Source organism: Pseudomonas sp. S150 (assembly GCF_004526365.1).
GTDB classification, from domain to species: domain Bacteria; phylum Pseudomonadota; class Gammaproteobacteria; order Pseudomonadales; family Pseudomonadaceae; genus Aquipseudomonas; species Aquipseudomonas putida_A.
In genome coordinates this window covers 6,265,719-6,290,458 of the sequence record NZ_CP038207.1, presented here as the reverse complement: position 1 = coordinate 6,290,458, position 24,740 = coordinate 6,265,719, and the positions used below count along the sequence as shown (strand labels likewise).

At 61.0% G+C, this 24,740-nt stretch carries 18 protein-coding genes; 3 read left to right on the top strand and 15 right to left on the bottom strand.

Translation table 11 applies throughout. The features are described from left to right. Window positions 1-119 precede the first annotated feature (119 nt). From E3Z29_RS29265 to betI, 8 genes are all read right to left on the bottom strand, one after another. Complete coding sequence (locus E3Z29_RS29265) at window positions 120-1,298, bottom strand: NAD(P)/FAD-dependent oxidoreductase (RefSeq protein ID WP_134787520.1); 1,179 nt, start codon at window positions 1,296-1,298, stop codon at window positions 120-122. Window positions 1,299-1,449: 151 nt separating this feature from the next. Further along, window positions 1,450-2,835 (bottom strand): ATP-dependent RNA helicase DbpA, encoded by a 1,386-nt coding sequence (dbpA, locus tag E3Z29_RS29260; RefSeq protein ID WP_007962660.1) that lies wholly within the window; start codon window positions 2,833-2,835, stop codon window positions 1,450-1,452. 299 nt (window positions 2,836-3,134) lie between these two features. Continuing rightward, a complete protein-coding gene (mdtD, locus tag E3Z29_RS29255; RefSeq protein ID WP_047596520.1) occupies window positions 3,135-4,574 on the bottom strand; it encodes a multidrug transporter subunit MdtD in 1,440 nt (479 codons plus the stop codon). 202 nt (window positions 4,575-4,776) lie between these two features. Further along, a complete protein-coding gene (locus E3Z29_RS29250; protein ID WP_134787519.1) occupies window positions 4,777-6,114 on the bottom strand; it encodes a TldD/PmbA family protein in 1,338 nt (445 codons plus the stop codon). Beyond that, complete coding sequence (locus tag E3Z29_RS29245; RefSeq protein WP_134787518.1) at window positions 6,114-7,556, bottom strand: TldD/PmbA family protein; 1,443 nt, start codon at window positions 7,554-7,556, stop codon at window positions 6,114-6,116. The genes E3Z29_RS29250 and E3Z29_RS29245 overlap by 1 nt, the downstream gene beginning before the upstream one ends. Window positions 7,557-7,827: 271 nt before the next feature. Further along, window positions 7,828-9,531: a choline dehydrogenase gene (betA, locus tag E3Z29_RS29240; protein WP_098966005.1), complete on the bottom strand. Its 1,704-nt coding sequence runs from the start codon at window positions 9,529-9,531 to the stop codon at window positions 7,828-7,830. A gap of 210 nt (window positions 9,532-9,741) precedes the next feature. Then, the gene (betB, locus tag E3Z29_RS29235; RefSeq protein WP_027610639.1) at window positions 9,742-11,214 is read right to left on the bottom strand and encodes a betaine-aldehyde dehydrogenase; all 1,473 of its coding nucleotides are present in this window, start codon (window positions 11,212-11,214) and stop codon (window positions 9,742-9,744) included. A gap of 62 nt (window positions 11,215-11,276) precedes the next feature. Continuing rightward, a complete protein-coding gene (gene betI, locus E3Z29_RS29230; protein ID WP_041063389.1) occupies window positions 11,277-11,897 on the bottom strand; it encodes a transcriptional regulator BetI in 621 nt (206 codons plus the stop codon). Window positions 11,898-12,382: 485 nt separating this feature from the next. Between betI and E3Z29_RS29225 the strand changes: the two genes are divergently transcribed. Beyond that, window positions 12,383-14,323, top strand: a complete 1,941-nt coding sequence (locus E3Z29_RS29225) for a BCCT family transporter (RefSeq protein ID WP_256662092.1) — start codon at window positions 12,383-12,385, stop codon at window positions 14,321-14,323. A gap of 199 nt (window positions 14,324-14,522) precedes the next feature. On the opposite strand, the gene choV is transcribed toward E3Z29_RS29225, so the two are convergent. From choV to E3Z29_RS29210, 3 genes are all read right to left on the bottom strand, one after another. After that, entirely contained in the window at window positions 14,523-15,701 is a 1,179-nt protein-coding gene (gene choV, locus E3Z29_RS29220) for a choline ABC transporter ATP-binding protein (RefSeq protein WP_007962646.1), read from the bottom strand. Then, window positions 15,698-16,543, bottom strand: a complete 846-nt coding sequence (gene choW / locus E3Z29_RS29215; RefSeq protein ID WP_007962645.1) for a choline ABC transporter permease subunit — start codon at window positions 16,541-16,543, stop codon at window positions 15,698-15,700. Before choW ends, choV begins: the two co-directional genes overlap by 4 nt. Before the next feature lie 66 nt (window positions 16,544-16,609). Then, window positions 16,610-17,557, bottom strand: a complete 948-nt coding sequence (locus tag E3Z29_RS29210; protein ID WP_027610641.1) for a choline ABC transporter substrate-binding protein — start codon at window positions 17,555-17,557, stop codon at window positions 16,610-16,612. A 436-nt stretch (window positions 17,558-17,993) separates the two neighbouring features. Here E3Z29_RS29210 and E3Z29_RS29205 point away from each other — a divergent pair, with 436 nt between their 5' ends. Together E3Z29_RS29205 and E3Z29_RS29200 are read left to right on the top strand one after the other, a co-directional pair. Then, window positions 17,994-19,370 carry an L-serine ammonia-lyase gene (locus tag E3Z29_RS29205; protein ID WP_007962642.1) on the top strand — a complete coding sequence of 459 codons (1,377 nt, stop codon included), beginning with the start codon at window positions 17,994-17,996 and terminating at the stop codon, window positions 19,368-19,370. 600 nt (window positions 19,371-19,970) lie between these two features. Then, window positions 19,971-21,074, top strand: coding sequence for a GlxA family transcriptional regulator (locus tag E3Z29_RS29200; protein ID WP_007949927.1), 1,104 nt, complete (start codon window positions 19,971-19,973; stop codon window positions 21,072-21,074). A 153-nt stretch (window positions 21,075-21,227) separates the two neighbouring features. Here E3Z29_RS29200 and E3Z29_RS29195 read toward each other — a convergent pair whose 3' ends face one another. The 4 genes from E3Z29_RS29195 to E3Z29_RS29180 all read right to left on the bottom strand — a co-directional run bounded on the left by E3Z29_RS29195 (window position 21,228) and on the right by E3Z29_RS29180 (window position 24,617). Further along, window positions 21,228-21,491 (bottom strand): hypothetical protein, encoded by a 264-nt coding sequence (locus tag E3Z29_RS29195; RefSeq protein WP_103304375.1) that lies wholly within the window; start codon window positions 21,489-21,491, stop codon window positions 21,228-21,230. A 369-nt stretch (window positions 21,492-21,860) separates the two neighbouring features. Continuing rightward, complete coding sequence (locus tag E3Z29_RS29190) at window positions 21,861-23,024, bottom strand: gamma-butyrobetaine dioxygenase (RefSeq protein ID WP_134787516.1); 1,164 nt, start codon at window positions 23,022-23,024, stop codon at window positions 21,861-21,863. Between the two features lie 23 nt (window positions 23,025-23,047). Continuing rightward, the gene (locus E3Z29_RS29185; protein ID WP_103368835.1) at window positions 23,048-23,524 is read right to left on the bottom strand and encodes a thioesterase family protein; all 477 of its coding nucleotides are present in this window, start codon (window positions 23,522-23,524) and stop codon (window positions 23,048-23,050) included. Between the two features lie 127 nt (window positions 23,525-23,651). Further along, on the bottom strand, window positions 23,652-24,617 hold the full coding sequence (locus E3Z29_RS29180) for an L-carnitine dehydrogenase (RefSeq protein WP_134787515.1): 966 nt from the start codon (window positions 24,615-24,617) through the stop codon (window positions 23,652-23,654). Window positions 24,618-24,740 lie beyond the last annotated feature (123 nt).

The window sequence follows — 24,740 nt, the reverse complement described above, 5'->3', positions numbered from 1 at the left end:
ATAACAACTGTAGGAGTGAGCCTGCTCGCGATGGCGGTGTATCAGCCAGCCAATGATTGAATGACAGAAAGCAATCGCGAGCAGGCTCACTCCTACAGGGTTTTGTATGTAGCTTTGGATCAGACGTACTGCGCAGCCGCGTACCCCGAGGCCCAGGCCCACTGGAAGTTGAAACCGCCCAGATGCCCGGTGACGTCGAGCACTTCGCCGACAAAATACAGGCCCGGGCTTTTCAGCGACTCCATGGTCTTGGACGACACTTCGCGGGTATCGACGCCGCCCAGCGTGACCTCGGCGGTGCGATAGCCTTCGGTGCCGGCCGGGACGACTTTCCAGCTGCCGAGCTTGTCGGCGATCTGCGCCAGTTCGGCGTGGGTGTACTGCTTCATCGGTTTGGACACGAACCAGTTGTCCGCCAGCAGATTGGCCATCTTCTTGGTGAAGATCTCACCAAGCAAAGTTTTCAGCTCGCTGTTCGGGCGTTCGGCTACTTGCTGCTGCAGCCATGCCGCGGTGTCGTGATCCGGCAGCAGGTTGATCTCCACGGTGTCGCCCGGCTCCCAGAACGACGAGATCTGCAGAATCGCCGGGCCACTGAGACCACGGTGAGTGAACAGAATGTTCTCGCGAAAGCTCTGGTCGTTGCAGCTGACCAGACAATCCACCGAAGTACCGGACAGCTCGGTGCACAGTTCCTTGAGCTGATCAGTGATGGTGAACGGCACCAGTCCGGCGCGGGTCGGCAGCAGTTCATGGCCAAACTGCTTGGCGACCTGATAACCGAAACCGGTGGCGCCCAGCGTCGGGATCGACAGGCCGCCAGTGGCGATCACCAGCGACTGGCACTGGAGCTGGCCGAGGGTGGTGTCGAGCAGGTAGCCGTTTTCGACTTTCTCGATGGTCTGGATCGAGGTGTCCAGGTGCAGCTCGACGCCGACCTGATCGCACTCGTCGAGCAGCATGCCGAGGATGTCGCTGGATTTGTTATCGCAGAACAGCTGGCCGAGTTTCTTCTCGTGGTACGGCACGCCGTGCTTGGCGACCATGCCGATGAAATCCCACTGGGTGTAGCGCGCCAGTGCCGATTTGCAGAAATGCGGGTTGTGCGAGAGAAAATTGCTCGGCTCGGTGTACATGTTGGTGAAATTGCAGCGGCCACCACCGGACATCAGGATTTTCTTGCCGGCCTTGTTCGCGTGGTCGAGCAGCAATACCTGACGCCCACGCCCGGCGGCGGTCAGTGCACACATCAACCCAGCGGCGCCAGCGCCAATGATCACGACTTCGGTAGAGCGCAAAACGGTGTCCTCACGTTGTTCACCACAAAACTAACTGTGGGAGCGAGCTTGCTCGCGAAAGCGGTGTGTCATTCAACATATGTGTCGACTGACAGATTGCATTCGCGAGCAAGCTCGCTCCCACAGGGATCTACTTTGGATGGTAGACCGTTTACAAAACCCGCACGCGCAGCGAACGGCCCTTGATCTTGCCGTTGTTCAAGCGCTGCAGCGCCTGCATGACCACGGTGCGTTCAACGGCCACGTACGACTGGAAGTCGAAGATCGCGATCTTGCCCACCTGCGCGCCCGGGATGCCGGCGTCGCCGGTCAGTGCGCCGAGGATGTCGCCCGGACGCACTTTGTCTTTACGCCCGCCGGCGATGCACAGCGTGCTCATCGGTGGCTGCAGCGGGGCGCCGCCCTGGGACTTGAGGTTGTCGACCTGATCCCAGTTCAGCGGAGCTTTCTGCAACTGTTCGATGGCTTGCGCGCGATGCGCTTCGGACGGCGCAACGAGGCTGACCGCGATGCCTTTCTCGCCGGCACGACCGGTACGGCCAACGCGGTGAATGTGGATTTCCGAATCGCGGGCCAGCTCGACGTTGATCACCATGTCCAGCGCATCGATGTCCAGACCACGGGCGGCCACGTCGGTGGCGACCAGGACCGAGGTACTGCGGTTGGCGAACATCGCCAGCACCTGATCGCGATCACGCTGTTCCAGATCGCCGTGCAGGCCGACGGCGGAAATGCCTTTGGAGGTCAGGTGGTCAACGGTTTCCTGCACTTGCTGCTTGGTGAAGCAGAACGCCACGCAGGAAGCCGGGCGGAAGTGGTGCAGGACTTTGGTCACTGCGCTCATGCGCTCTTCCGGAGAAATTTCGTAGAAGCGCTGTTCGATCTGCGTGTCGTCGTGGAACGCTTCGGCTTTCACCGTTTGCGGATCTCGCATGAATTTCGACGCCAGTTGCTTGATGCCCACCGGGTATGTGGCGGAGAACAGCAGGGTCTGACGGCGTGCCGGAGTCTTTTCGATGATGTCTTCGATCGCGTCGTAAAAGCCCATGTCGAGCATGCGGTCGGCTTCGTCGAGGATCAGCGTGTTCAGACCGTCGAGCACCAGCGAACCCTTGCGCAGGTGCTGCTGAATACGTCCCGGGGTGCCGACGATGATGTGCGCGCCGTGCTCCAGCGAAGCGATCTGCGGGCCGAACGACACGCCGCCGCACAGGGTCAGGACCTTGATGTTGTCTTCGGCACGGGCCAGACGCCGGACTTCCTTGGCGACCTGGTCGGCCAGCTCACGGGTCGGGCAGATCACCAGCGCCTGGCAACCGAAGTAGCGCGGGTTGATCGGGTTGAGCAGGCCGATGCCGAACGCGGCGGTCTTGCCGCTGCCGGTCTTGGCCTGGGCGATCAGGTCCATCCCCTTGAGGATCACCGGCAAGCTCTGCGCCTGGATCGGCGTCATCTGGGCATAACCGAGGGATTCGAGGTTAGCCAGCATGGCGGCGGACAGCGGCAGAGTATTAAAAGCGGTGGCGATGGTGGTCACGGGACTGGCCTGCAAAACAAAATGTCGCGCAGTGTAGCAGCCCCGTGCCACTTTCCTCGAAAGTTCTGGACGAACAGTGCCTGATTTCATTCCCCCAGGCTTTCCTTGAATGAAGATAAACCTGTGGCGAGGGAGCCTTTGTGGCGAGGGGATTTATCCCCGATGGGGTGCGCAGCACCCCCTGAAAAGGTTGAACGCGATCAGCCAGATGTACTGAGGCGGCAGATTATGGGGCTGCTGCGCAGCCCATCGGGGATAAACCCCCTCACCACAAAAGCATTCACAAGACATGACACTGCCTAGTGTTCAATGTGCTCATCCGGATGTTCATCCGGGCGTTTGACCCGACGACCGTCCTCTTTCGACAGTTGCGAGAAGATCGTCGCCGCCAGCATCGCCATGATTCCGACCGTGACAAACGTCAGCTGGAACGCGCCCAGTACGGTCTCGACGCCATCGTTGCCGATCTCCGCCGTGAAGCCACCAAGCAGCGCACCGGCACAGGCCACGCCCAGACTCAGCGACAATTGCGCCACCACCGACAGCAAGCTGTTGCCGCTGCTGGCGCTGGCGTCGTCGAGGTCGATCAGGGTCACGGTGTTCATCGCGGTGAATTGCAGCGAGTTGATCGCGCCGAGAACCGCCAGCAGGCACAGCAGCAGCCAGTAAGGTGTCTGCTCGCTGACCAGGCCCATGCTCGCCAGCATGATCCCCAGCGCCAGGGTGTTGCCGGTGAGCACGATGCGATAGCCAAGGCGTTCGATCAGCGGCCGCGCCATCCACTTGGCAAACATCGCCGCTGCAGCCAGCGGCAACATGCTCATTCCGGCTTGCGATGGCGAATAACCCAGCGCCACCTGTAGCAGCAATGGCACCAGAAACGGCAGGGCGCCGCTGCCCAGACGGGCGAACAGGTTGCCGATAATTCCGACCGCGAAGGTTCGGGTCTTGAACAACGACGGGGCGAACAGCGGATTCTCGACACGCCCGGCGCGCAGCCAGTACGCCGCCAGACAGGCCAGACCGCCGAACAGCAGCAGCATCACCCGCAGGTGCGGCAAGTGCAATTCGCCCAGACCTTCCATGGCGATGGTGATCAGGATCATCGCCGCGCCAAACAGCAGGAAACCGAGGCTGTCGAAGCGCGTGCGTTCAGTACCGCGCAGGTCGGGGATGAATTTCCACACCGCGTAGCAGCCGAGAACACCGACCGGCAGGTTGATCAGAAAGATCCAGTGCCACGTCAGGTATTGCACCATCCAGCCGCCCATGGTCGGACCGATCAGCGGGCCGAGCAGGCCGGGAATGGTGATGAAGCCCATGATCCGCACCAGCTCCGAACGCGGATAGGCGCGCAGCACCACCAGCCGTCCGACCGGCAGCATCAATGCGCCGCCCAGACCCTGGATCACCCGCGCGCCGACCAGCATGCTCAGGCTGCTGGACAAGGCGCAGAGCAGCGAGCCGAAACTGAACAGCAGGATCGCGCCGAAGAAGATTTTCTTGGTGCCGAAGCGATCGGCGATCCAGCCCGAGGCCGGAATCAGCAAGGCCACGGTGAGCATGTAGGCGATGACCACACCTTGCATGCGCAACGGGTCTTCGGCCAGATCCCGGGCCATGGCCGGCAGGGCGGTGTTGAGGATGGTCCCGTCGAGGGACTGCATGAAGAAAGCAATGGCGACGACCCACGGCAACCAGCGGGCGGTGATGGCGTCGAGAGGCGGGCGAGTGGGCATGGAACCTCTTGTGGGTGGTTAATCCAAATGGCTTGTTGTGCATGAAACTCTGTGGTGAGGGGATTTATCCCCGATGGACTGCGCAGCAGTCCCCTGCATTTGATTTTAAAAGCGGGGCCGCTACGCGACCCATCGGGGATAAATCCCCTCGCCACAGGGTTCACTCCAGTACTTGATCCCAAGGTGTGCTGGAGGTTTGCGTTTACAGGGTCAAGGTCAGTCGGCTCACCAGCGCCCCCGGCAACAACGCCGACGAGGTATTGCGCTGGCTATACGTGCTCGCCGACAGCAGCAACTCACGCTCGGCGGTCAATGCTTCCAGCTGCGAACCCAGCAGACTGTAGGCGCTGTCGTCGAAGCGCATGGTGCTGACCGGCGCCTGAATCTCGCCGTTCTCGACCCAGAAAGTTGCGAAGCGGGTCATGCCGGTCAGGCGCGCCGCCGGTTGATCCGAGTAGTTCAGGTACCACAGATTGCTGATGTACAGCCCGGTGCCCAACTGCTTGAGGATCTCTGCCTGTGACAGATCACCGGCGGCCATGTTCAGCGCACTTGGCATTTCACCGCCGCTGGCGCCGTTGGCGGTCAGGCCGTACTCGGCGGCACTGCGCGAACCGACCAGTTGATCGCCGGCCTTGCCTTCGACAATCAGCCGCAGATCGCTGCGCGGATAACCCTCGCCGGAGAATGCCGGGCTCAACGAACCGCTGACTTGCTCATCCAGCGAGACCAGCGGACTGAACGTCTGATCGCCGACATACAGCTTCTGCAGCGGGCTGCTTTTGCTGGCAATCGACTGCGCCGAGAAGCCGCCCCAGCTGAGCATGCCCATGATTTCTTCCAGCGCGGCCGGCGCCAGGTACGCGCGGTATTGCCCCGGTGCGAGGGTGCGTAACGGTCGACCAAGGAACGCCAGTTGCTCGCGGGCCTGCTGGAAGCGTCGGGTGAAGCCTTCGCTGCTCCACTCGTGCCCGGCGTAGCTGGCTTTCACTGCTTCGCCGTTGTCGTGGAACAGGCTGAAGTCGAAGTTGAAGCTGTTGGCCTGATGCCAGCCGAACGCCCCCGAGGAACTGGCGAAACCGCGGCTGATCGGGCCGGCAGCATAGAATCCGACCAGATCCAGACCTTCAGCAGCGGTGCAGATTTCCTCGACTACCTGCTCGGTGTCCGGCAGCGGATGTTCCTGCACGTTGTTGCTCTGCCAGCCGTTGTGGTTGAGCAGCAGGTACGGATCCTGTGGCAGCAGCGGCAGGGTTTCGCGCAGTTGTTGCAGGCCTTCGGCGAGGCGTTGCAGATCGGCTTCCTGATCACCGGACAGGGTGATGTGCAGATCGGCGTGACGCCCGTCGTTGATCAGCTTCAGCCCGACGTCGGCTTGCTGCACCTGGCCGGCCTGACGCACCTTGGCGTGATTGAAACGCACGAACGCCGAGGATTCGGCGGCATAGCTGAGGGTGAATTGTTCCGGCTCGCGCACGCTGTCGCGCAGCCAATTGACCATGACCTTGAAGGCGTCGGACTGACTCTTCGAAATGCTCATCAGGCGTCTCCCCCAAACACATCAACGTTGCTGAATACGCAGGCCGGTGAAGCGTGGCCGACGCGGATCACCTGGTTCGGCTCGCCCTTGCCGCAGTTTGGCGTGCCCAGCACCCTACGGGTGCCGGCATCGCCGACCGCGCGCAGACTCTTCCAGAAGTGCGCGGATATGCCCCGGTAGTTCGGATTTTTCACCACACCTTTAAGTTCACCGTTCTCGATCAACTGACCCCACTCGCAACCGAACTGGAATTTGTTGCGCGCGTCGTCAATCGACCACGAACGGTTGGTGCTCATCAGAATGCCATGCTCGATGCCGCTGATCAGTTGCGTCAGCGACTGATCGCCCGGCTCGATGTTGAGGTTGGCCATGCGGTCGATCGGCGGCCGGTTCCAGCCGCAGGCGCGGCTGTTGGCAACGCCGTCGAGACCGGCGCGGAACTGCGACAGCGCGCCCCCCAGTGGCCGCAGCAGCAAGCCTTCGCGAATCAGGAATTGTTTGCTGGCCTTGGTCCCGTCGTCATCGTGGCCGTAGCTGGCCAGCTCTTCGGGAATGTCCGGGTCGAAGGTCACGTTGAGCAGCTTCGAGCCGTATTGCAGGCTGCCGAAGTCGCTGGTTTTGACGAAGCTGGTGCCGGCGTAATTGCGCTCGTCACCGAGGATGCGGTCGAGCTCCAGCGGGTGCCCGATCGACTCGTGGATCTGCAGCATCATCTGGTCAGGCATCAGCAACAGATCGCGCGGCCCTTGCGGGGTGTTCGGCGCGAGCAGCAGTTGCAGGGCCTGATCGGCCACTTTCGGGCCGGCGCCGACCAGGCCGCAACGGCTGATCACGTCCGCGCCGCCCTGCTGGCCGAAGTTCTCGCGGCCGAGGGAGCGGGTCTGGCTGTCGTGGCCGTCGTAGGCGGTGACATCCAGGCTCGGATAGACGAAGCGCTGGGCCTGGCGCAATTCGGCACCGGCGCTGCTCAGGTAGATCTGCTCGACGTGGGTGATGCCGATGCTCGCTTCCCAGTTCACCAGGCGCTCATCCTTTGGCACCGAGGCGGATTCCGCGCCGAGCAGCTCGAAGCATTCGCTCAGGGACGGGAAGGGTTGCTCAAGATTGGGCGAAAAGTAATCAGCGCGATCGCTCGACACCGGCTGGTTGCGCAGGTCGAGCAAGGCGTGCGGCTTCAGTCGCCGGGCCTGCTGTTCGGCGCGCTCAAGGGTGGCTTGCAGGCCTTGCTGCGACAGGTCGTTGGTCGCCGCGTAAGCCTCGACGCCGTTGACGCGCACAGTGAGCATCGCGCCTTCGTCGCGGCTCAGGCTTGGCGGCTCGGCGACGTTCTTGCGCACCGACAGGTACTGGCCGGACTCGCGTACATACCGCAGGGAAAAAAACTCGGCGCCCGTGCGCAAGGCAGCGAAGCGCTGCTTGAGCTGGGGGTGGAAATCGAACATTCGGGAACCTCCTTGTTATGGAGTTGCGGGGTGAAGCGATTCGGCGGGGAGGGGGGAAACGATTGCGCGAGGTCTAGAGTAGGCCTGCGTGGGGGTAGGATCAAGTGAAGAGGGGGTGTAGGAGGATTTACTGTGCAGCAGGGGAATTTGTGCTGAATGTGAGGGCCCCTTCGCGAGCAAGCTCGCTCCCACCTTTGAAATGCATTCCAATGTGGGAGCGAGCTTGTCTCCGGGCGGCGTTCCGACGAAGGTAGCGCCTCGGTATTACGTCTTACTGAGCAGCCGGGGTGATATCACGCATCGGCTTGCCCTTCACTGGCGCACCGCCAGCAACGTAGTAGGCAGCATTGCTACGCGGCAGAGGCTTGCGGCCACGGATCTTGTCGGCGATTTTCTCGGCGATCATGATCGTCGGCGCGTTCAGGTTACCGGTGGTGATGATCGGCATGATCGAAGCGTCGACCACACGCAGGCTCTGCATACCGTGCACGCGACCTTCGCCATCCACTACGGCCATCTCGTCGGTGCCCATCTTGCACGAGCAGGACGGGTGGAACGCGGTTTCGGCGTGCTCGCGGATGAACTTGTCCAGCTGCTCATCGGTTTGCACGTCGATGCCCGGGCTGATTTCGCGGCCACGGAAAGCGTCCAGCGCAGGCTGTTGCATGATTTCGCGGGTCAGGCGGATGCCGTCACGGAACTCCTGCCAGTCCTGCTCGGTGGCCATGTAGTTGAACAGGATGCTCGGGTGCTGACGCGGATCCTTGGACTTCAACTGGATGCGACCACGGCTCGGCGAACGCATGGAACCCATGTGTGCCTGGAAGCCGTGCTCTTTCACACCGTTGCTGCCGTTGTAGTTAATCGCTACCGGCAGGAAGTGGTACTGGATGTTCGGCCACTCGAATTCCGGACGCGAACGGATGAAACCGCCAGCTTCGAACTGGTTGCTGGCGCCGATGCCGGTGCCGTTGAACAGCCACTCGGCACCGATGGCCGGCTGGTTGTACCAGAGCAGCGACGGGTACAGGGAGACCGGTTGGGTGCAAGCGTATTGCAGGTACAACTCAAGGTGATCCTGCAGGTTTTCACCGACGCCCGGCAGGTCATGCACCACCGGGATGTCGAGGCTTTCCAGCAGTTTTGCCGGGCCGACACCGGAGCGCTGCAGAATCTGCGGCGAAGCGATGGCGCCGGAGCACAGCAGGACTTCCTTGCGCGCTTTGGCTTCAACACGCTCTTCTGCCGAACCGACCAGGTACCGCACGCCGACCGCACGCTTGCCTTCGAACAGAATCTTGTCGGTCAGGGCGTGGGTGACGATGGTCAGGGTCGAGCGCTTTTTGGCGACGTCGAGGTAGCCACGGGCGGTGGAAGCACGACGGCCGTTCGGCGTCACGGTGCGGTCCATCGGGCCGAAGCCTTCCTGCTGGTAGCCGTTCAAGTCTTCGGTGCGCGGGTAACCGGCCTGCACGCCGGCTTCAACCATGGCGTGGAACAGCGGGTTGTTGCCCGCCTTCGGCGTGGTCACGCTGACCGGGCCGTCGCCACCGTGGTAGTCGTTCGGGCCGATATCGCGGGTTTCCGCTTTACGGAAGTACGGCAGGCAGTCGAGGTACGACCAGTCTTCCAGACCTGGCAGCTTCGCCCAGCCGTCGTAGTCCATCGCGTTGCCACGGATGTAGCACATGCCGTTGATCAGCGAGGAGCCGCCAAGGCCTTTGCCGCGACCGCACTCCATCCGGCGGCCGTCCATGTGTGGCTCCGGATCGGTTTCGTACGCCCAGTTGTAGCGACGACCCTGCAGCGGGAATGCAAGCGCGGCCGGCATTTGCGTGCGGAAGTCGAAGCGGTAGTCCGGGCCGCCTGCTTCGAGCAGCAGCACGGTGACGCCTTCGTCTTCAGTCAGACGGGTCGCCAGGGTGTTACCGGCCGAGCCGGCACCGATGATGATGTAATCGAATTCTTGGGACATTGAATGCACCCTCTTTAGATGTGGTCAGGTCAAGATCGCCGGAACACTGCAAAACCTGTGCTGAGGAGAAAATCCCCTGTGGAGAGGGGATTTATCCCCGACCGGCTGCGCAGCAGTCCTGAAATCAGCGATTGAGATCTATCTGGAGAACAGCAGTGTCTGGAGGGGGGCTGCTTCGCAGCCCATCGGGGATAAATCCCCTCGCCACAATCAGAACACCGAGACGTAATCGCCCAGCTCGACCTGTACCGATTTGATGCGTGTGTAGTTGGTCAGCGAGCTGATGCCGTTTTCACGGCCCACGCCCGACTGCTTGTAACCGCCAACCGGCATCTTCGCGTCGGACTCGCCCCAGGCGTTGATCCAGCAGATACCGGCTTCCAGTTGATGAATCACGCGGTGCGCGCGGTTCAGGTCTTTGGTGACGATACCGGCGGCCAGGCCGAAGTCGGTGTCATTGGCGCGGCGGATCACTTCTTCTTCGGTCTCGTAGGAGAGGATCGCCATCACCGGGCCAAAGATTTCTTCACGAACGATGGTCATTTCGTCGGTGCAGTCGGTGAACACGGTCGGCGCGACGAATGCGCCTTTGGCGAATTCACCGTCGGTCAGACGCTCGCCGCCGCACAGCACGCGGGCACCTTCTTCTTTACCCTTGGCGATGTAGCCCAGCACGCTTTCCATGTGGGCGAAGCTGACCAGTGGGCCGAAGTTGGTGTTTTCGTCTTCCGGGTTGCCGATGCGGATGCGCGCTACGCGCTCGACGATCTTGGCTTCGAAAGCGGCTTTCAGGTGGCTCGGTACGAATACGCGAGTACCGTTGGTGCAGACCTGACCGGAGCTGTAGAAGTTGGCCATCATCGCGGTGTCGGCGGCGCGATCCAGGTCGGCGTCGTCGCAGATGATCAGCGGCGACTTGCCGCCCAGTTCCATGGTCACGTCTTTCAGCGACGAAGCCGAAGCGCTGGCCATGACTTTCTTGCCGGTGTCGGTGCCGCCGGTGAAGGAGACTTTCTCGATGCGCGGGTGCTCGGTCAGCCAGGTGCCGACTTCACGGCCGCTGCCGGTCAGCACGTTGAACACGCCGTTTGGCAGGCCGGCTTCGGTGTAGATTTCGGCCAGTTTCAGGGTGGTCAGCGAGGTGACTTCGCTTGGCTTGAAGATCATCGCGTTACCAGCAGCCAGGGCCGGTGCGGATTTCCACAGCGCGATCTGGATCGGGTAGTTCCACGCGCCGATACCGGCGACCACGCCCAGTGGCTCGCGACGGGTGTAGACGAAGGAAGTGTCGCGCAGCGGAATCTGCTCGCCTTCGATCGCCGGCACCAGGCCTGCGTAGTATTCCAGCACGTCGGCGCCGGTGACGATGTCGACGTATTTGGTTTCGGAGAAGGCTTTACCGGTGTCGAGGGTTTCCAGAGCAGCCAGCTCATCGTTGCGCTCGCGCAGGATGTCGACGGCGCGACGCAGGATGCGCGAACGCTCCATGGCGGTCATCGCGGCCCAGATTTTCTGGCCCTTTTCAGCGCTGACCACAGCACGCTCGACGTCTTCCTTGGTCGCACGTTGCACTTGGGCGAGGACTTCACCGTTCGCCGGGTTGATGGCTTCGAAAGTGGCATCGCTGCCAGCGTCGGAGTACGCGCCATCGATGTAGAGTTTTTGCAGTTCGAAACGGGCCATAGTGTCCTCGCAAGTGCATTAGTGGTTGGCGTCGACCACCGCGCTGAAACTGCGGTGGCGGTTCAGGTACCGAGCGTTTTCTGTGTGCTCTGGCTCACCTGCTTGGCCAATTGGAAATCCATGTATTCGTACGCGATCTGTTGCGCCTGCGCTGTGTCGAAAGCGTCTCCCGACAGCGCGCCGCGCAACCACAAGCCGTCGATCAACGCTGCCAGTCCACGCGCGGCGCTGCGCGCATCTTCGAGCGGCAACACACGGCGGAACTCGCAGCACAGGTTGGAATACAGACGGTGATCGTTGATCCGCTGCAACCTGTGCAAAGACGGCTGGTGCATGCTGGTGGCCCAGAAGGCCAGCCAAGTTTTCATTGCCGGGCCATTGACCTGGCTGGCGTCGAAGTTGCCTTCGATGATCACCTGCAGATGCGCCCGTGGGCTGCTGTCTGCCAGCGCCTGCCGGCGCGCGGTGACGTTCTCGCTGAGGACGTTCATCAGATACCGCATCGTGGCGGCAATCAGGCCGTTCTTGTCCTGAAAGTAGTGACTGATGATGCCATTCGAGACACCGGCCAAACGGGCGATCAGCGCAATGCTGGCGTCCCCCATACCGACCTGATCGACCGCCTGCAACGTGGCTTCGATCAGTTGTTGGCGGCGGATGGGTTGCATACCGACCTTGGGCATCTTGCACATCTCCTTAGGCCTTCCGAAGGGCGATAAACGCCTATCGGATTGAGGGCCAGTCTATTTTGTTTTGATTGAACGTTCAATCAACAAAGAATAAGATCTGCGACAAATCGTCGCTGCCTACAGATTTTTTCTGCTTGTAAATGGCGATAAAACGACATCCGAAAATGCTTGAAACCTGCGTGGGGCATGGCGCGGTTCGCTGTTCGATGGACGTGTTGAATGGGCAAGACGCTCGGGGCCAGGTTTCGGATGAACGTCCGCACAGCTTTGGCCACGAAAGCGATTCGCAACGCCATTTCGGCAGGTTCGGGCTTTTTTCGGGGTGTCTTTATATCACCCGCCGGTCGGCTGCCAACTAACCGATTGGTCGGGTTCCGTGTTGCCTTGTGTTCTTCTCTCGCACTGCCTGGAGCATTTGTGCCATGAGTTCTGCCTCTCTTATAAAGACCCCGCCCGAGAAGGTGACGGTCAACGGTTGGGTGTTTTACACCTCTACCGCGTTGATTCTGTTGTTGACCGCCATTCTGATCATCGCCCCGCAAGAGGCCGGCAGATTGTTGGGTATCGCTCAGGCCTGGTTGTCGCGCAGCTTCGGCTGGTACTACATGGTGGTGATCGCCGCCTACCTGGTGTTTGTGGTGGGCCTGGCGTTTTCCTCCTACGGCAAACTCAAACTGGGCAGCAAGGACGACACTCCGGATTTCAGTTACGGCGCCTGGGCGGGGATGCTGTTCTCGTCGGGTATCGGCATTTCGCTGCTGTACTTCGGCGCCTCCGAGCCGCTGGACCACTACTTCAATCCGCCGGAAGGCGCATCGGCCACCAACCTGGCCGCGCGTCAGGCGGTGCAACTGACCTTCCTGCACTGGGGCCTGCACGGCTGGGCGATCTATGCGCTGGTCGGTCTGGCCGTGGCGTACTTCGCTTACCGTCATAACCAGCCATTGGCCCTGCGTTCGGCGCTGTATCCGCTGGTCGGCGAGCGTTGGGTCAAAGGCGCGGCCGGTCACGCGGTGGACGGCTTCGGCATGTTCGTGACCCTGCTGGGTCTGGTGACCAACCTGGGGATCGGCTCGTTGCAGGTGTCCTCGGGTCTGGAAAACCTGTTCGGCATGGAGCACAGCAACACCAACCTGCTGATCGTGATCATCGTGATGAGCACCGTGGCGACCATTGCTGCCGTGTCCGGCGTGGAAAATGGCATTCGTCGTCTGTCCAACCTGAACATCGTGCTGTTCAGCGGTCTGCTGATTTTTGTCCTGCTGTTCGGCCCGACCCTGCACCTGCTCAACGGCTTCGTGCAGAACATCGGCGACTACCTCAACGGCGTGGTGCTGAAGACCTTCGACCTGTACGTCTATGAAGGTGACAGCGCCAAGTCCGACCGCTGGCTGGGCCTGTGGACCCTGTTCTACTGGGCGTGGTGGATTTCCTGGGCACCATTCGTCGGCATGTTCATCGCGCGTATTTCCCGTGGTCGTACCGTGCGTGAGCTGGTCGCTGGCGTACTGCTGATCCCGTTGGGTTTCACCCTGGCGTGGCTGTCGATCTTCGGTAACTCGGCACTGGATCTGGTGATGAACCAGGGGGCGGTGGAACTCGGCAAGACGGCGCTGGAACAACCGTCGATGGCGATCTACCAGTTGCTGGAACACTACCCGGCGTCGAAAGTCGTCATCGGTGTGTCGATCTTCGTCGGTTTCGTGCTGTTCCTGACCCCGGCCGACTCCGGCGCGGTGATGATGGCGAATCTGTCCTGCAAGGGCGGCAACGTTGATGAAGATGCGCCGCACTGGCTGCGGATCTTCTGGTCGGTGGTGATCACGCTGGTGACCATCGGTCTGCTGTTCGCCGGTAACTTCGAAGCCATGCAAACCATGGTGGTGCTGGCCGGTCTGCCGTTCTCGGTGGTGCTGGTGTTCTTCATGTTCGGCTTGCACAAGGCCATGCGCCAGGACGTGCAAATCGAACAGGAGCAGGCGCAACTGGCTGAGCGCGGTCGTCGTGGTTTCAGCGAGCGTCTGACGCAGCTGGATCTGCAACCGAGCCAATCGGTGGTGCAGCGTTTCATGGACAAGCAGGTCAGCCCGGCGCTGGAAGACGCTGCCGCACAAATGCGTGCGCAGGGTCTGGAAGTGCAGACGCTGCTGGGCAAATCCAAGCGCTGCATGGGCGTGCGCGTCGAGATGGAAGAGGGTAACCCTTTCGTCTACGAAGTGAGCCTGGACGGCTATCTGGCGACCCCGACCGAATCGGCCCAGTCCGATGAAGCTCGCCAGCGTTACTACCGCGCCGAGGTGTATTTGCACAACGGCAGCCAGGACTACGACCTGATGGGCTTCACGCAGGATCAGATCACACGCGATGTGCTCGATCAGTTTGAAAGCCATCGGCAGCTCCTTGGCCGGGTGTATAGCTAAGTTGTAGGTGGTGCGGTGTTTCTGTCTGAAGCACCGTGCCGCATTCTTCGCGAGCAAGCCCGCTCCCACATTGGAATGCATTTTAACTGTGGGAGCGGGCTTGCTCGCGAAGGGGCCATCAGCTCCAACGCTGAACGCCCTGTATTCCGATAAACAAAAACGCCGCGATCCTCTCGCGGCGTTTTTGTGTCTGTGGTTCTTACCCCAGGTTCTTGCCCAGCAACGCGTGATACAGCTCGCTGTCGCCCAGAATCCCCACCACATGGTTGTTGTCGTGCAGCACCAGTTTGTTGCCGGTCTGGTAGCGAATCTGCAGCGCATCGCGCATGCCGATGTTCGAGTCCACCAGTGTCGGCTTGCGCTCCAGCGCTTCCACTGCTTGCCCCGGTGCCCAGTTCTGCAGGTTCAGTACCGAACCGTTCTGCCGCGCACCCTTGATCGTGTTGCCTTCGGCCAGGTCCAGCCACGAATCGCCACCCGGGTCGAGGCATACCGAACCGTTGATGCGTTTGCAGTTGTCCAGCGTGCGCATCAGGCTGCGGCCACACAGGACGTTGAGCGGATTGGTGTGGGCCACGAAGGTGCGCACATAGTCGTCCGCCGGGTTCAGTACGATCTCTTCCGGCACGCTGTACTGGATGATCCGGCCGTCCTTCATGATCGCGATGCGGCTACCCAGTTTGAGTGCCTCGTCGAGATCGTGACTCACAAAAACGATGGTCTTGCTCAGCTTGCGTTGCAATTCCAGCAGTTCATCCTGCAGGCCCTGACGGATCAGCGGGTCGAGTGCCGAGAACGGTTCGTCCATCAGCAGAATGTCGGCGTCCATCGCCAGCGCCCGGGCCAGGCCGACACGCTGCTGCATGCCGCCGGAGAGTTCATCGGGCTTCTTGTTGCGCCATTGGGTCAGGCCCACCAGTTCGAGCTTGTCGTCGACCAGCTTGCGCCGTTCCTTTTCCGGTCGGCCCTGCATTTCCAGACCGAAGCTGATGTTCTCGCGCACCGTCAGCCACGGCATCAGGGCGAACTTCTGGAACACCATGGCGATGCGTTTGGTGCGCATCATTTTCAGTTCGGCCGGGGTGCAGGAAGCGATGTCGATCTGCTTGCCTTCGTGCTCGACGAACAGCTTGCCGCGACTCACGGTGTTGAGGCCGTTGATGCAGCGCAGCAGGCTTGACTTGCCGGAGCCGGACAGGCCCATCAGTACGCAGATCTCGCCCTTGTTGATGTCCAGACTGGCCTTTTCCACGCCGACGATCTGCCCGGTCTTTTTCAGGATCTCGCTGCGGGTCAAACCTTGATCGAGAAGTTTCAGTGCTTCGCGCGGATCCTTGGTGAAGATCACGTCAACGTTATCGAAGCGAATTATGCTCATGCGTCACCCCCTACTTTGGCGTCGGGTTGTTTGCAGATACGGTCGAGCATGATCGCCAGCAGTACGATCGCCAGGCCCGCTTCGAAGCCCAGGGCGATATCAGCAGTGTTCAGTGCGTTGACCACCGGTTTGCCGAGTCCGTCGGCGCCTACCAGTGCCGCGATCACCACCATCGACAGCGACAGCATGATGCACTGGGTGATGCCGGCAGCGATGCTCGGCATGGCGTGAGGCAGTTCGATCCGTGAGAGCAATTGGCGACGCGAGCAGCCGAAGGCCTTGCCGGCGTCCATCAGTTCTTGCGGGACATCGCGGATGCCCAGGTAGGTCAGGCGGATCGGCGCAGCGATGGCGAACACCACCGTGGAGATCAGGCCCGGCACCACACCCAACCCGAAGAGGGTCAGGGTAGGAATGAGGTAAACGAAGGTCGGTACGGTCTGCATCAGATCGAGTACCGGACGCATTAAAGTGTAGAACATCGGCTTGTGGGCGGCGACGATGCCCAACGGCACGCCGATGACCACGCAGACCAGGGTCGCGAACATGACCTGGGCGAGGGTTTCCATGGTTTCCTGCCAGTACCCCAGGTTGAGGATCAGCAGGAACGAGGCAATCACAAAAACAGTCAGCCCCCATTTGCGCTGGATGAAATGCGCGAGCAGGGCGATGAGGCCGATCAAGACAAAGGGATTGAACCAGGTCAGCGCAAACGTCACGCCGTGGATCATCGTTTCCAGTGTCACGGCGATTGCGTCGAAGGTGCTGGCGCCGTGTTGCGTCAACCATTCAACGAAGCCCGCGATGTACTGGCCTAAAGGGATTTTCTGATCAATCAGCATGGTAGTGAACGTCCGCATGCAAGGAATAAACAGCCCGGGCGAGCGAACTCGCCCGGCGTAAGGCAATTACTGTGCGAGCTTGGCTTTCACGGCCTCCAGGCCTGGTTTACCGTCAATGGTGGTCACGCCAGCGAGCCAGGTATCGAGCACCTGAGGGTTCTTTTTCAGCCAGGCCTTGGCGGCCGCTTCAGGCTTCATCTTGTCGTCGAGGATGTTGCCCATCAGGGTACTTTCCATGTCGACGGTGAACTCCAGGTTCTTCAGCAACTGACCGACGTTGCTGCATTCGGTGGTGTAGCCCTTGCGGGTGTTGGTCGCCACGGTGGCAGCACCGAAATCGGGTCCGAAGAAGTCATCGCCGCCGGTCAGGTATTGAATCTTGAAGCGCTTGTTCATCGGGTGCGGCGCCCAGCCGAGGAAGACCACGGCGGTGTCGCGTTTCTGCGCGCGGTCGACCTGCGAGAGCATGCCCGCTTCGGACGATTCGACGACCTTGAAGCCGGCGGTTTTCAAACCGAAAGCGTCCTTGTCGATCATGCTCTGGATCAGACGGTTGCCGTCGTTGCCAGGCTCGATGCCGTAGATCTTGCCATCGAGCTCTTTCTTGAATTTGGCGATGTCGGCGAAGTCATGCAGTCCCTTGTCGTACAGGGCTTGCGGTACGGCGAGGGTGTACTTGGCACCTTTGAGATTGGTGCGCACCACTTCGACGGTGCCGGCATCGCGGTAGGCCTTGATGTCGTTTTCCATGGTCGGCATCCAGTTACCGAGGAACACGTCCATGTTCTTGCCGTCGGCCAGCGACTTGTAGGTCACGGGCACGGAGATCATGGTGGTCTTGGTCTTGTAGCCGAGGGCGTCGAGCACCACCGACGTGGTGGCGGTGGTGGCGGTGATGTCGGTCCAGCCGACATCGGAGAAATTTACGGTACTGCACTGCGCCGGTTCTGCGGCTTGAGCCAGTAACGGCAGACTCAGCATGGCGGCCAACAACAACGACGGGGAACCTTTCATGGATGGACTCCTTGGTGTTTTTTTTGGCAGTGTTCCGACTGTGGACCACCGCACTTATAGGTTGCGGTTGGATGGCGTTCTGGAGACAGCTCTACCACGGCGCCTTGCAATCGAGTCATAACGATCATGTACCAGTGAAAATCTGACGCCTACAGGGTGGGTCGTATCCAGTACAGGGATGGTCGCATCCAGTGTCAGTGACGTCGTTTACAGCTTTTTTCCACCCCGTTTGGCCATCTGAACCGCATAAAAACGGCGAAAACACGGGAGGAAACCGGCACGGCGTTGGTGGGCATGAGTGCGTCGGTGTCAGACGCCGAGCGACCTGACAAAAGCCTGATGATGCGGGCATTCCGGCGGATCGCAGCTTGAGCGTAGCAGCTCCGCCAGCGGGCGCTTAACGCCCGGGAACGGCATCCTCAGGAGCTCTGCAGCAATGGCTATCAGCGTTTTCGACCTGTTCAAAATCGGCATCGGCCCGTCCAGTTCCCACACCGTCGGCCCGATGCGCGCCGCCGCCCTGTTTGTCGAAGCGCTGCGCGACCGGCACCTGCTCGAACAGGTACGGCGTATAGAAGTGCAACTGTTCGGCTCGCTGTCGGCCACCGGTATCGGCCACGGCAGCGACAACGCAGTGATCATGGGACTGATGGGCGAATGGCCGGACGCAATCGACCCGTCGCAGATCGGCCCGCGCATTCAGGCGCTGCGCGAAACTCACACGCTGTTATTGGATGGTCGTCTGTCGGTGCCGTTTGTCTGGGCTCGCGACATGCGCCTGATCGACGAGAACCTGCCGTTCCATCCCAACGCCATGACTCTGGTTGCCGAAGGCGATCACGGCGAGATTCATCGCGACACCTACTATTCGGTCGGTGGCGGTTTTGTCGTGGATCAGGCGCAGGCATCCAGCGGTGTGGTCGATCTGGATCGCACGGAATTGCCTTATGACTTTTCCAGCGCGGTGGAACTGCTGCAGCTGTGCCAAAAGAACAACCTGCGTGTCGCCGAACTGATGATGGCCAACGAAAAGGTCTGGCGCAGCGAAGAGGAAATCCGTGCCGGGCTGATGAAGCTGTGGCGGGCGATGCAGGATTGCGTCGAGCAGGGCCTCAAGCACGAAGGCATCCTCCCCGGCGGCCTCAATGTGCGTCGCCGTGCAGCCAAGTTGCATCGCAGCCTGCAGGAGTTGAACAAGCCCAACGTGATCGGCTCGACCCTCAGTGCCATGGAGTGGGTCAACCTGTTTGCCCTCGCGGTCAATGAAGAAAATGCGGCGGGCGGGCGCATGGTCACCGCACCGACCAATGGCGCGGCGGGGATCATCCCGGCGGTGTTGCACTACTTTATGAAGTTCAGCGAAGCGGTCACCGACGCCAATGTGGTCGATTACTTCCTGGGCGCGGCGGCGGTGGGGATTCTGTGCAAGAAGAACGCCTCGATCTCCGGTGCCGAAGTCGGCTGCCAGGGCGAGGTTGGTTCGGCCTGCGCGATGGCGGCGGCGGGACTGGCGGAGATCCTCGGTGCCACTCCGGAGCAACTGTGCAACGCGGCGGAAATCGGCCTGGAACATAACCTCGGCCTGACCTGTGATCCGGTCGGCGGCCTGGTGCAGGTGCCGTGCATCGAGCGCAACGCAATTGCCGCTGTGAAGGCGATCAACGCGGCGCAGATGGCCCTGCGCGGCGATGGTCAGCACTTCATCTCGCTGGACCGGGTGATCCGCACCATGCGTGATACCGGCGCCGATATGCATGACAAATATAAAGAGACCTCGCGGGGTGGTTTGGCGGTTAGCGCCGTAGAATGCTGAGACCGAGATGTCCTGTGGCGAGGGGATTTATCCCCGATGGGCTGCGAAGCGGCCCCAAATCCTGCAATCGAGTGTTGCCTGACACACCGCGCTGAATGGTTTACGGCTGCTGCGCAGCCGATCGGGGATAAATCCCCTCGCCACAGGATTTATGTTTGATTTGGAAGCGCCAGACCAGTCAAAACTGCTCGCTAACGGAACACACATAACCGCAGGCGCCACCTTTTAGCGCGTCGCAATCAGATAAGAGCTTTTCCCACTCGCAGTGCGCCATTCGCACTCCCTACCGTCCGTCACCCGTGCTTGCGGTGACACTCTGAAACAACTGCGCGCAAGCCCGTTCCCACAAGTGCTACCGATCTGCTCACGGGCAGCGGGGCAGGGCTCTCGGCGCCGCTGATGGCACTTCGAAACACCGTGTGTCCGACGTCTTGAATAGACACGTCGCGACGTCGTTTTCAGGAGTTATTGAACAGCCATTCAATTTTAGGCATGGCAATTGCTCTGTCATAACAAAGCCCGTCTCCCACGCGAGAACGCCGGCAATAACAAGAGCCTCCGCCTGAGGCCATCACCCGCTTTGTGTGAGGAGATACCGCGATGACGTCGTTCAACTCCGGGGCCCAACCCCAGAACCGTGCGCCTCAATCCATCGGCTTTCTGCTGCTGGACAATTTCACGCTGATTTCTCTGGCCTCCGCAGTCGAGCCCCTGCGCATGGCCAACCAATTGTCCGGTCGTGAGCTGTATCGCTGGAGCACACTGACCGTCGATGGCGGTCAGGTGTGGGCCAGTGACGGTCTGCAAATCACCCCCGATGCCTCCATGCACAAAGCTCCGCCCCTGGACACCGTGATCGTCTGCGGCGGGATCGGCATTCAACGCACCGTGACCCGTGAACACGTGTCATGGCTGCAGAGCCAGGCGCGTCAGTCCAAGCGTCTGGGCGCAGTGTGCACCGGCAGTTGGGCTTTGGCTTGCGCCGGTCTGCTCGACGGTTTCGATTGCAGTGTGCACTGGGAATGTCTGGCGGCGATGCAGGAAGCATTCCCGCGCGTGGCGATGAGCACCCGTCTGTTCACCCTCGACCGTAACCGTTTCACCAGCTCCGGCGGCACCGCGCCATTGGACATGATGCTGCACCTGATCAGCCGCGATCATGGGCGTGAGCTGTCCGCCGCGATCTCGGAAATGTTCGTTTACGAACGCATCCGCAACGAGCAGGATCATCAGCGTGTGCCGCTCAAGCATATGCTCGGCACCAACCAGCCGAAGCTGCAGGAAATCGTCGCGCTGATGGAAGCCAATCTGGAAGAGCCGATCGACCTCGACGAACTGGCGGTGTACGTCGCCGTGTCGCGTCGCCAGCTGGAGCGGCTGTTCCAGAAATACCTGCACTGCTCGCCGTCGCGCTACTACTTGAAGCTGCGCCTGATCCGCGCGCGGCAGTTGCTCAAGCAAACGCCGATGTCGATCATCGAAGTGGCGTCGGTGTGTGGGTTCGTCTCGACGCCGCACTTCTCCAAGTGCTACCGCGAATACTTCGGCATTCCGCCGCGTGACGAACGCGTAGGCTCCAACACCACCCAGCAAGTGGCGATGCTGCCGCTGCCGCAGGCGATCGTGATGTCGCCGCTATCGGGACCGATGTCGGCGTTGAGTCAGGCGCGTAATGAGTCGACGTTTGCCAGCGTAAGGCTGTAGACCGGAAAGTTTTTGTGGCGAGGGAGCTTGCTCCCGCTCGGGCGCGAAGCGCTCGTTAAACCTGCGAATGCGATTTATCTGGAATAGAGCATCTGCCGGTTTGGGGCCGCTTCGCGGCCCAGCGGGAGCAAGCTCCCTCGCCACAGTTGCTCGTCAGGCGCTGTGGGTCTGTTGGTATTGCGCCAACGCCGGCAACAACTGTTTGTCGATCGCCTGGCGCACCGCAGGCTGGATACTGGCGCCGCTGGTGTACATGTCCTTGACCATCTTGCGCAATTCAAACGCGCGAACATTGTCCAGACCACGCACCGCACACTCACAGGCCTGCTCGGCGGTCGAACCGCTCGGCACTTGAAAACCCAATGCCTTGAGCTGGCCCAACAAGTCTTCCTGATCGATCAAATCGGCATACATCATGGCGCGCTTCCTTCTTCGGCAACGGAGGTCGTGACTCGATTCTGGTGGGCATGTGGAGGCACGGCAAGGGCGATTTGTCACAGTGGCCGCGACGGCTATGAACAGGTCGTTTTCGGCTAACTCAGTGCCCGGGGGAGTCGGCACACTGACCTCAGCTCGCTACAGACGGTTTGGTCACCCTCGACTGGCAGCTCCTCAACAGTACCCTCTGCCCCGATCCTGTCACGGCTTGTATCGGGGCTTTTTTTGCCTGTGAATCCGGGAGAGGGATGTGGTTGGCGCTGACGCCTTCGCGAGCAGGCTCGCTCCCACATTTGAAATGCATTCCAGTGTGGGAGCGGGCTTGCTCGCGAAGAACGATGACGCGGTTTACCTTTGCAACACCAGAATCCGCGACAACAACTCATCCCGATCGATGTAGCAACCCTGGAAATGCCGCGCCCCGGTCGCTGGATCAAACGCATTGCGCGCATGCAGCGTGCGGCGATTATCGAAGCACCACAGTTCACCCGGATTGAGTCGCTGCATCAGGCGAAAACGTGGCTCACGGGTCATGGCGATCAAGCGCCGATAGGCCCGGTACAGCAGCGGCATTTGCTCCACCGATGTATCGAACGCTCCGCGCAGAAAGTTCGCCATGCGAACCTCCGCGACCCGGCCCAACGCGTCCAGCGCAATGATCGGCGCCAGGCAGCGATAGTCGCTGTGGCGATCCTTGTTGCGGAATTCCACGGGGATTTCGCACAGCGCCTGAAACAGCTCCGGTGCTTCCTGACGCAACGCGTCGGCAATCGCAAAACCGTCGACAAAAATACTCTCGCCACCCTCGGCATCATTCACCAGGCAATGCAGAAATTGCAGACCCGGTTGCAGTTCGCGAGTCGGCAAGTCGGTGTGCAACGGCAGGTTGAAAGCGGTGTAGGCGTTGCTGTCGGCATCGGCCTTGGACTGCACGTTGAACAGCACGCCGAAGTTGCTCTCGCGGATGAACGAAATGCGCTGCGCGATCAGCTTCAGCGAACCCGGCTCGGTGGGCACGCCGCGTACTTGCGTCAGGCCGATGTCGCGCACCGCGATCAGCCATTGCAGCAGCGCGCCGTTGTCGTTCATCAGCGCTGAATATTCGAATACCGGTAGCTGCAAATCGCTGCGCCACAGGTAAGCCTTGGGTTTGGCGGCCAGACGTTCGGCGCGGGACTCGTCGTCATAGGCGTGCGCGCGCAGCCAGCCCGGATCGAAGCGACTGCGATGGCCATCCTGCCAATCGATCTGCAGACAGCCGTCGCTGTCGATGTGCGCGTTGGCGGGGACGAGATCCGGCGCAGCATCGACGATCTCGAATACCTGTTCACGGGTGACGTTGTAGACGCATTGCGGGCACGGACAGTTGTCCCGCAGCCAGGCATGGTGGAACGGGCTGACGCGGCCATCGGCCCAGGCAATCGACACGCGATCCGTCAGGTTCTGCACGCCGCTCAGCGCGCTGATCAACGGATAAGTACGGAAATCGGCAACAGCGGCAGCGGTGTGCATGGCGGCTCCTTGCGTGGGAGGGATTAACGGGCGGGTGGCAGGGCGATGACCCGACCGATGTAAGCCGGGGCGGGCAGATCGACTTGCTCGGCGGCGATGGCTTGCAGGCGGCTCAAGGTGTCCGGGGTGAACGGCGCGGAACGTGGGCCGGCGAGATCGACGTGCAACAGCATCTGCTCGTTACCGGCCAGTTCCTTGTCGTCGCCGGCCAGGTGCAGGCTGTGATAGAGGTGCAGGCGTTTGCTGTCGTGACCGATGATCTGCGTGCGCACCTCGACCTCGGCGTCGAGCTTCACTTCGTGCAGGTAATTCAGGTGCAGTTCAAGGGTAAACAGCGAGTGGCCGCTGGCTTCGCGGTTGTTGCTGTCCATGCCGAGACGGTCCATCAGCGCGTCGGTGGCGTAGCTGAAAATCAGCAGGTAGAACGCGTCGCGCAGATGGCCGTTGTAGTCGACCCAGTCGGGGATGATGGTGGTTTGGTAGGTGGTGAGAGTGGGCATGATGTCAGATCCAACATTAATAGTGACTGGGCTGCCGTCTTCGCGAGCAAGCCCGCTCCCACATTGGAATGCGCTCACCTGTGGGAGCGGGCTTGCTCGCGAAGGGGCCGGAACTGCTGAGCAAGGATTACTCGCTGAAACTCATTCCGTGCTTCTCCTTGGTGGTCCTCACCGCCTCCAGCACCGCCAGCAGGCAATCATCACGATAGCGCTCCAGTGCTGAAATGCTGTGGCGGCCGAGCTGGTCGCTGGTGCCATCGACCACATCGTCGATCAGCTTGTCGGTCAGTTCCGGTGCCGGCAGATAGGTCCACGGCAACTGCAACGCCGGGCCGAACTGCGACATGAAGTGACGCATTCCGGCATCGCCACCCGCGAGGGTGTAGGTCAGGAAGGTACCCATGAATGACCAGCGCAGACCGGCGCCAAAGCGGATCGCGTCGTCGATCTCGCCAGTCGTCGCCACGCCGTCGTTGACCAGGTGCAGCGCCTCACGCCACAGCGCTTCGAGCAGACGGTCAGCGATGAATCCCGGTACTTCCTTGCGCACATGCAGCGGACGCATGCCGAGTGATTCGTAGACTTTCATTGCCGCTTGTATAGCTTCCGGTGCGGTGTTCTTGCCACCGACCACTTCCACCAGCGGCAACAGGTAAACCGGATTGAACGGATGGCCGACCACGCAGCGTTCCGGGTGGGTCGAGCTCTCGTAGAACTCGCTCGGCAACAGGCCGGAAGTGCTCGATCCGATCAAGGCATTAGGCTTGGCCGCTGCGCTGATTTTGCTGTGCAGATCGAGTTTCAGCTTGAGGCGTTCCGGGGCTCTTTCCTGAATGAAATCGGCATCGCGCACGCATTCTTCGATGGTCGCGACAAAACGCAGACGATCCTGCGAAGCACCGGGCGCCAGACCGTTTTTCTCCAACGCGCCCCAGGCATTGGCCACGCGTTTGCGCAGCGCGGCTTCAGCGCCAGGCGCCGGATCCCAGGCCACCACGTCGAGGCCATGGGCGAGGGCACGCGCGACCCAGCCGCTGCCGATGACACCGCTGCCGAGGGCGGCGAAGGTTTTGATGTCGGTGATAAAGCTCATGGTGATTTCCTGAAAGAATTCGCAGAACCCTGTGGGAGCGGGCTTGCTCGCGAAGAGGCCGGTACATCCCACGCATCTTTATGGGCAGAGCCACCGCCTTCGCGAGCAAGCCCGCTCCCACAG

Excerpts from the sequence above, each read along its gene's own strand:
- mdtD (WP_047596520.1), bottom strand. The coding sequence starts at position 4,574 with ATGCCCACTCGCCCGCCTCTCGACGCCATCACCGCCCGCTGGTTGCCG.
- E3Z29_RS29250 (WP_134787519.1), bottom strand. The coding sequence starts at position 6,114 with ATGAGCATTTCGAAGAGTCAGTCCGACGCCTTCAAGGTCATGGTCAAT.
- E3Z29_RS29245 (WP_134787518.1), bottom strand. The coding sequence starts at position 7,556 with ATGTTCGATTTCCACCCCCAGCTCAAGCAGCGCTTCGCTGCCTTGCGC.
- betA (WP_098966005.1), bottom strand. The coding sequence starts at position 9,531 with ATGTCCCAAGAATTCGATTACATCATCATCGGTGCCGGCTCGGCCGGT.
- betB (WP_027610639.1), bottom strand. The coding sequence starts at position 11,214 with ATGGCCCGTTTCGAACTGCAAAAACTCTACATCGATGGCGCGTACTCC.
- betI (WP_041063389.1), bottom strand. The coding sequence starts at position 11,897 with ATGCCCAAGGTCGGTATGCAACCCATCCGCCGCCAACAACTGATCGAA.
- choV (WP_007962646.1), bottom strand. The coding sequence starts at position 15,701 with ATGAGCATAATTCGCTTCGATAACGTTGACGTGATCTTCACCAAGGAT.
- choW (WP_007962645.1), bottom strand. The coding sequence starts at position 16,543 with ATGCTGATTGATCAGAAAATCCCTTTAGGCCAGTACATCGCGGGCTTC.
- E3Z29_RS29210 (WP_027610641.1), bottom strand. The coding sequence starts at position 17,557 with ATGAAAGGTTCCCCGTCGTTGTTGTTGGCCGCCATGCTGAGTCTGCCG.
- E3Z29_RS29205 (WP_007962642.1), top strand. The coding sequence starts at position 17,994 with ATGGCTATCAGCGTTTTCGACCTGTTCAAAATCGGCATCGGCCCGTCC.
- E3Z29_RS29200 (WP_007949927.1), top strand. The coding sequence starts at position 19,971 with ATGACGTCGTTCAACTCCGGGGCCCAACCCCAGAACCGTGCGCCTCAA.
- E3Z29_RS29195 (WP_103304375.1), bottom strand. The coding sequence starts at position 21,491 with ATGATGTATGCCGATTTGATCGATCAGGAAGACTTGTTGGGCCAGCTC.
- E3Z29_RS29190 (WP_134787516.1), bottom strand. The coding sequence starts at position 23,024 with ATGCACACCGCTGCCGCTGTTGCCGATTTCCGTACTTATCCGTTGATC.
- E3Z29_RS29185 (WP_103368835.1), bottom strand. The coding sequence starts at position 23,524 with ATGCCCACTCTCACCACCTACCAAACCACCATCATCCCCGACTGGGTC.
- E3Z29_RS29180 (WP_134787515.1), bottom strand. The coding sequence starts at position 24,617 with ATGAGCTTTATCACCGACATCAAAACCTTCGCCGCCCTCGGCAGCGGT.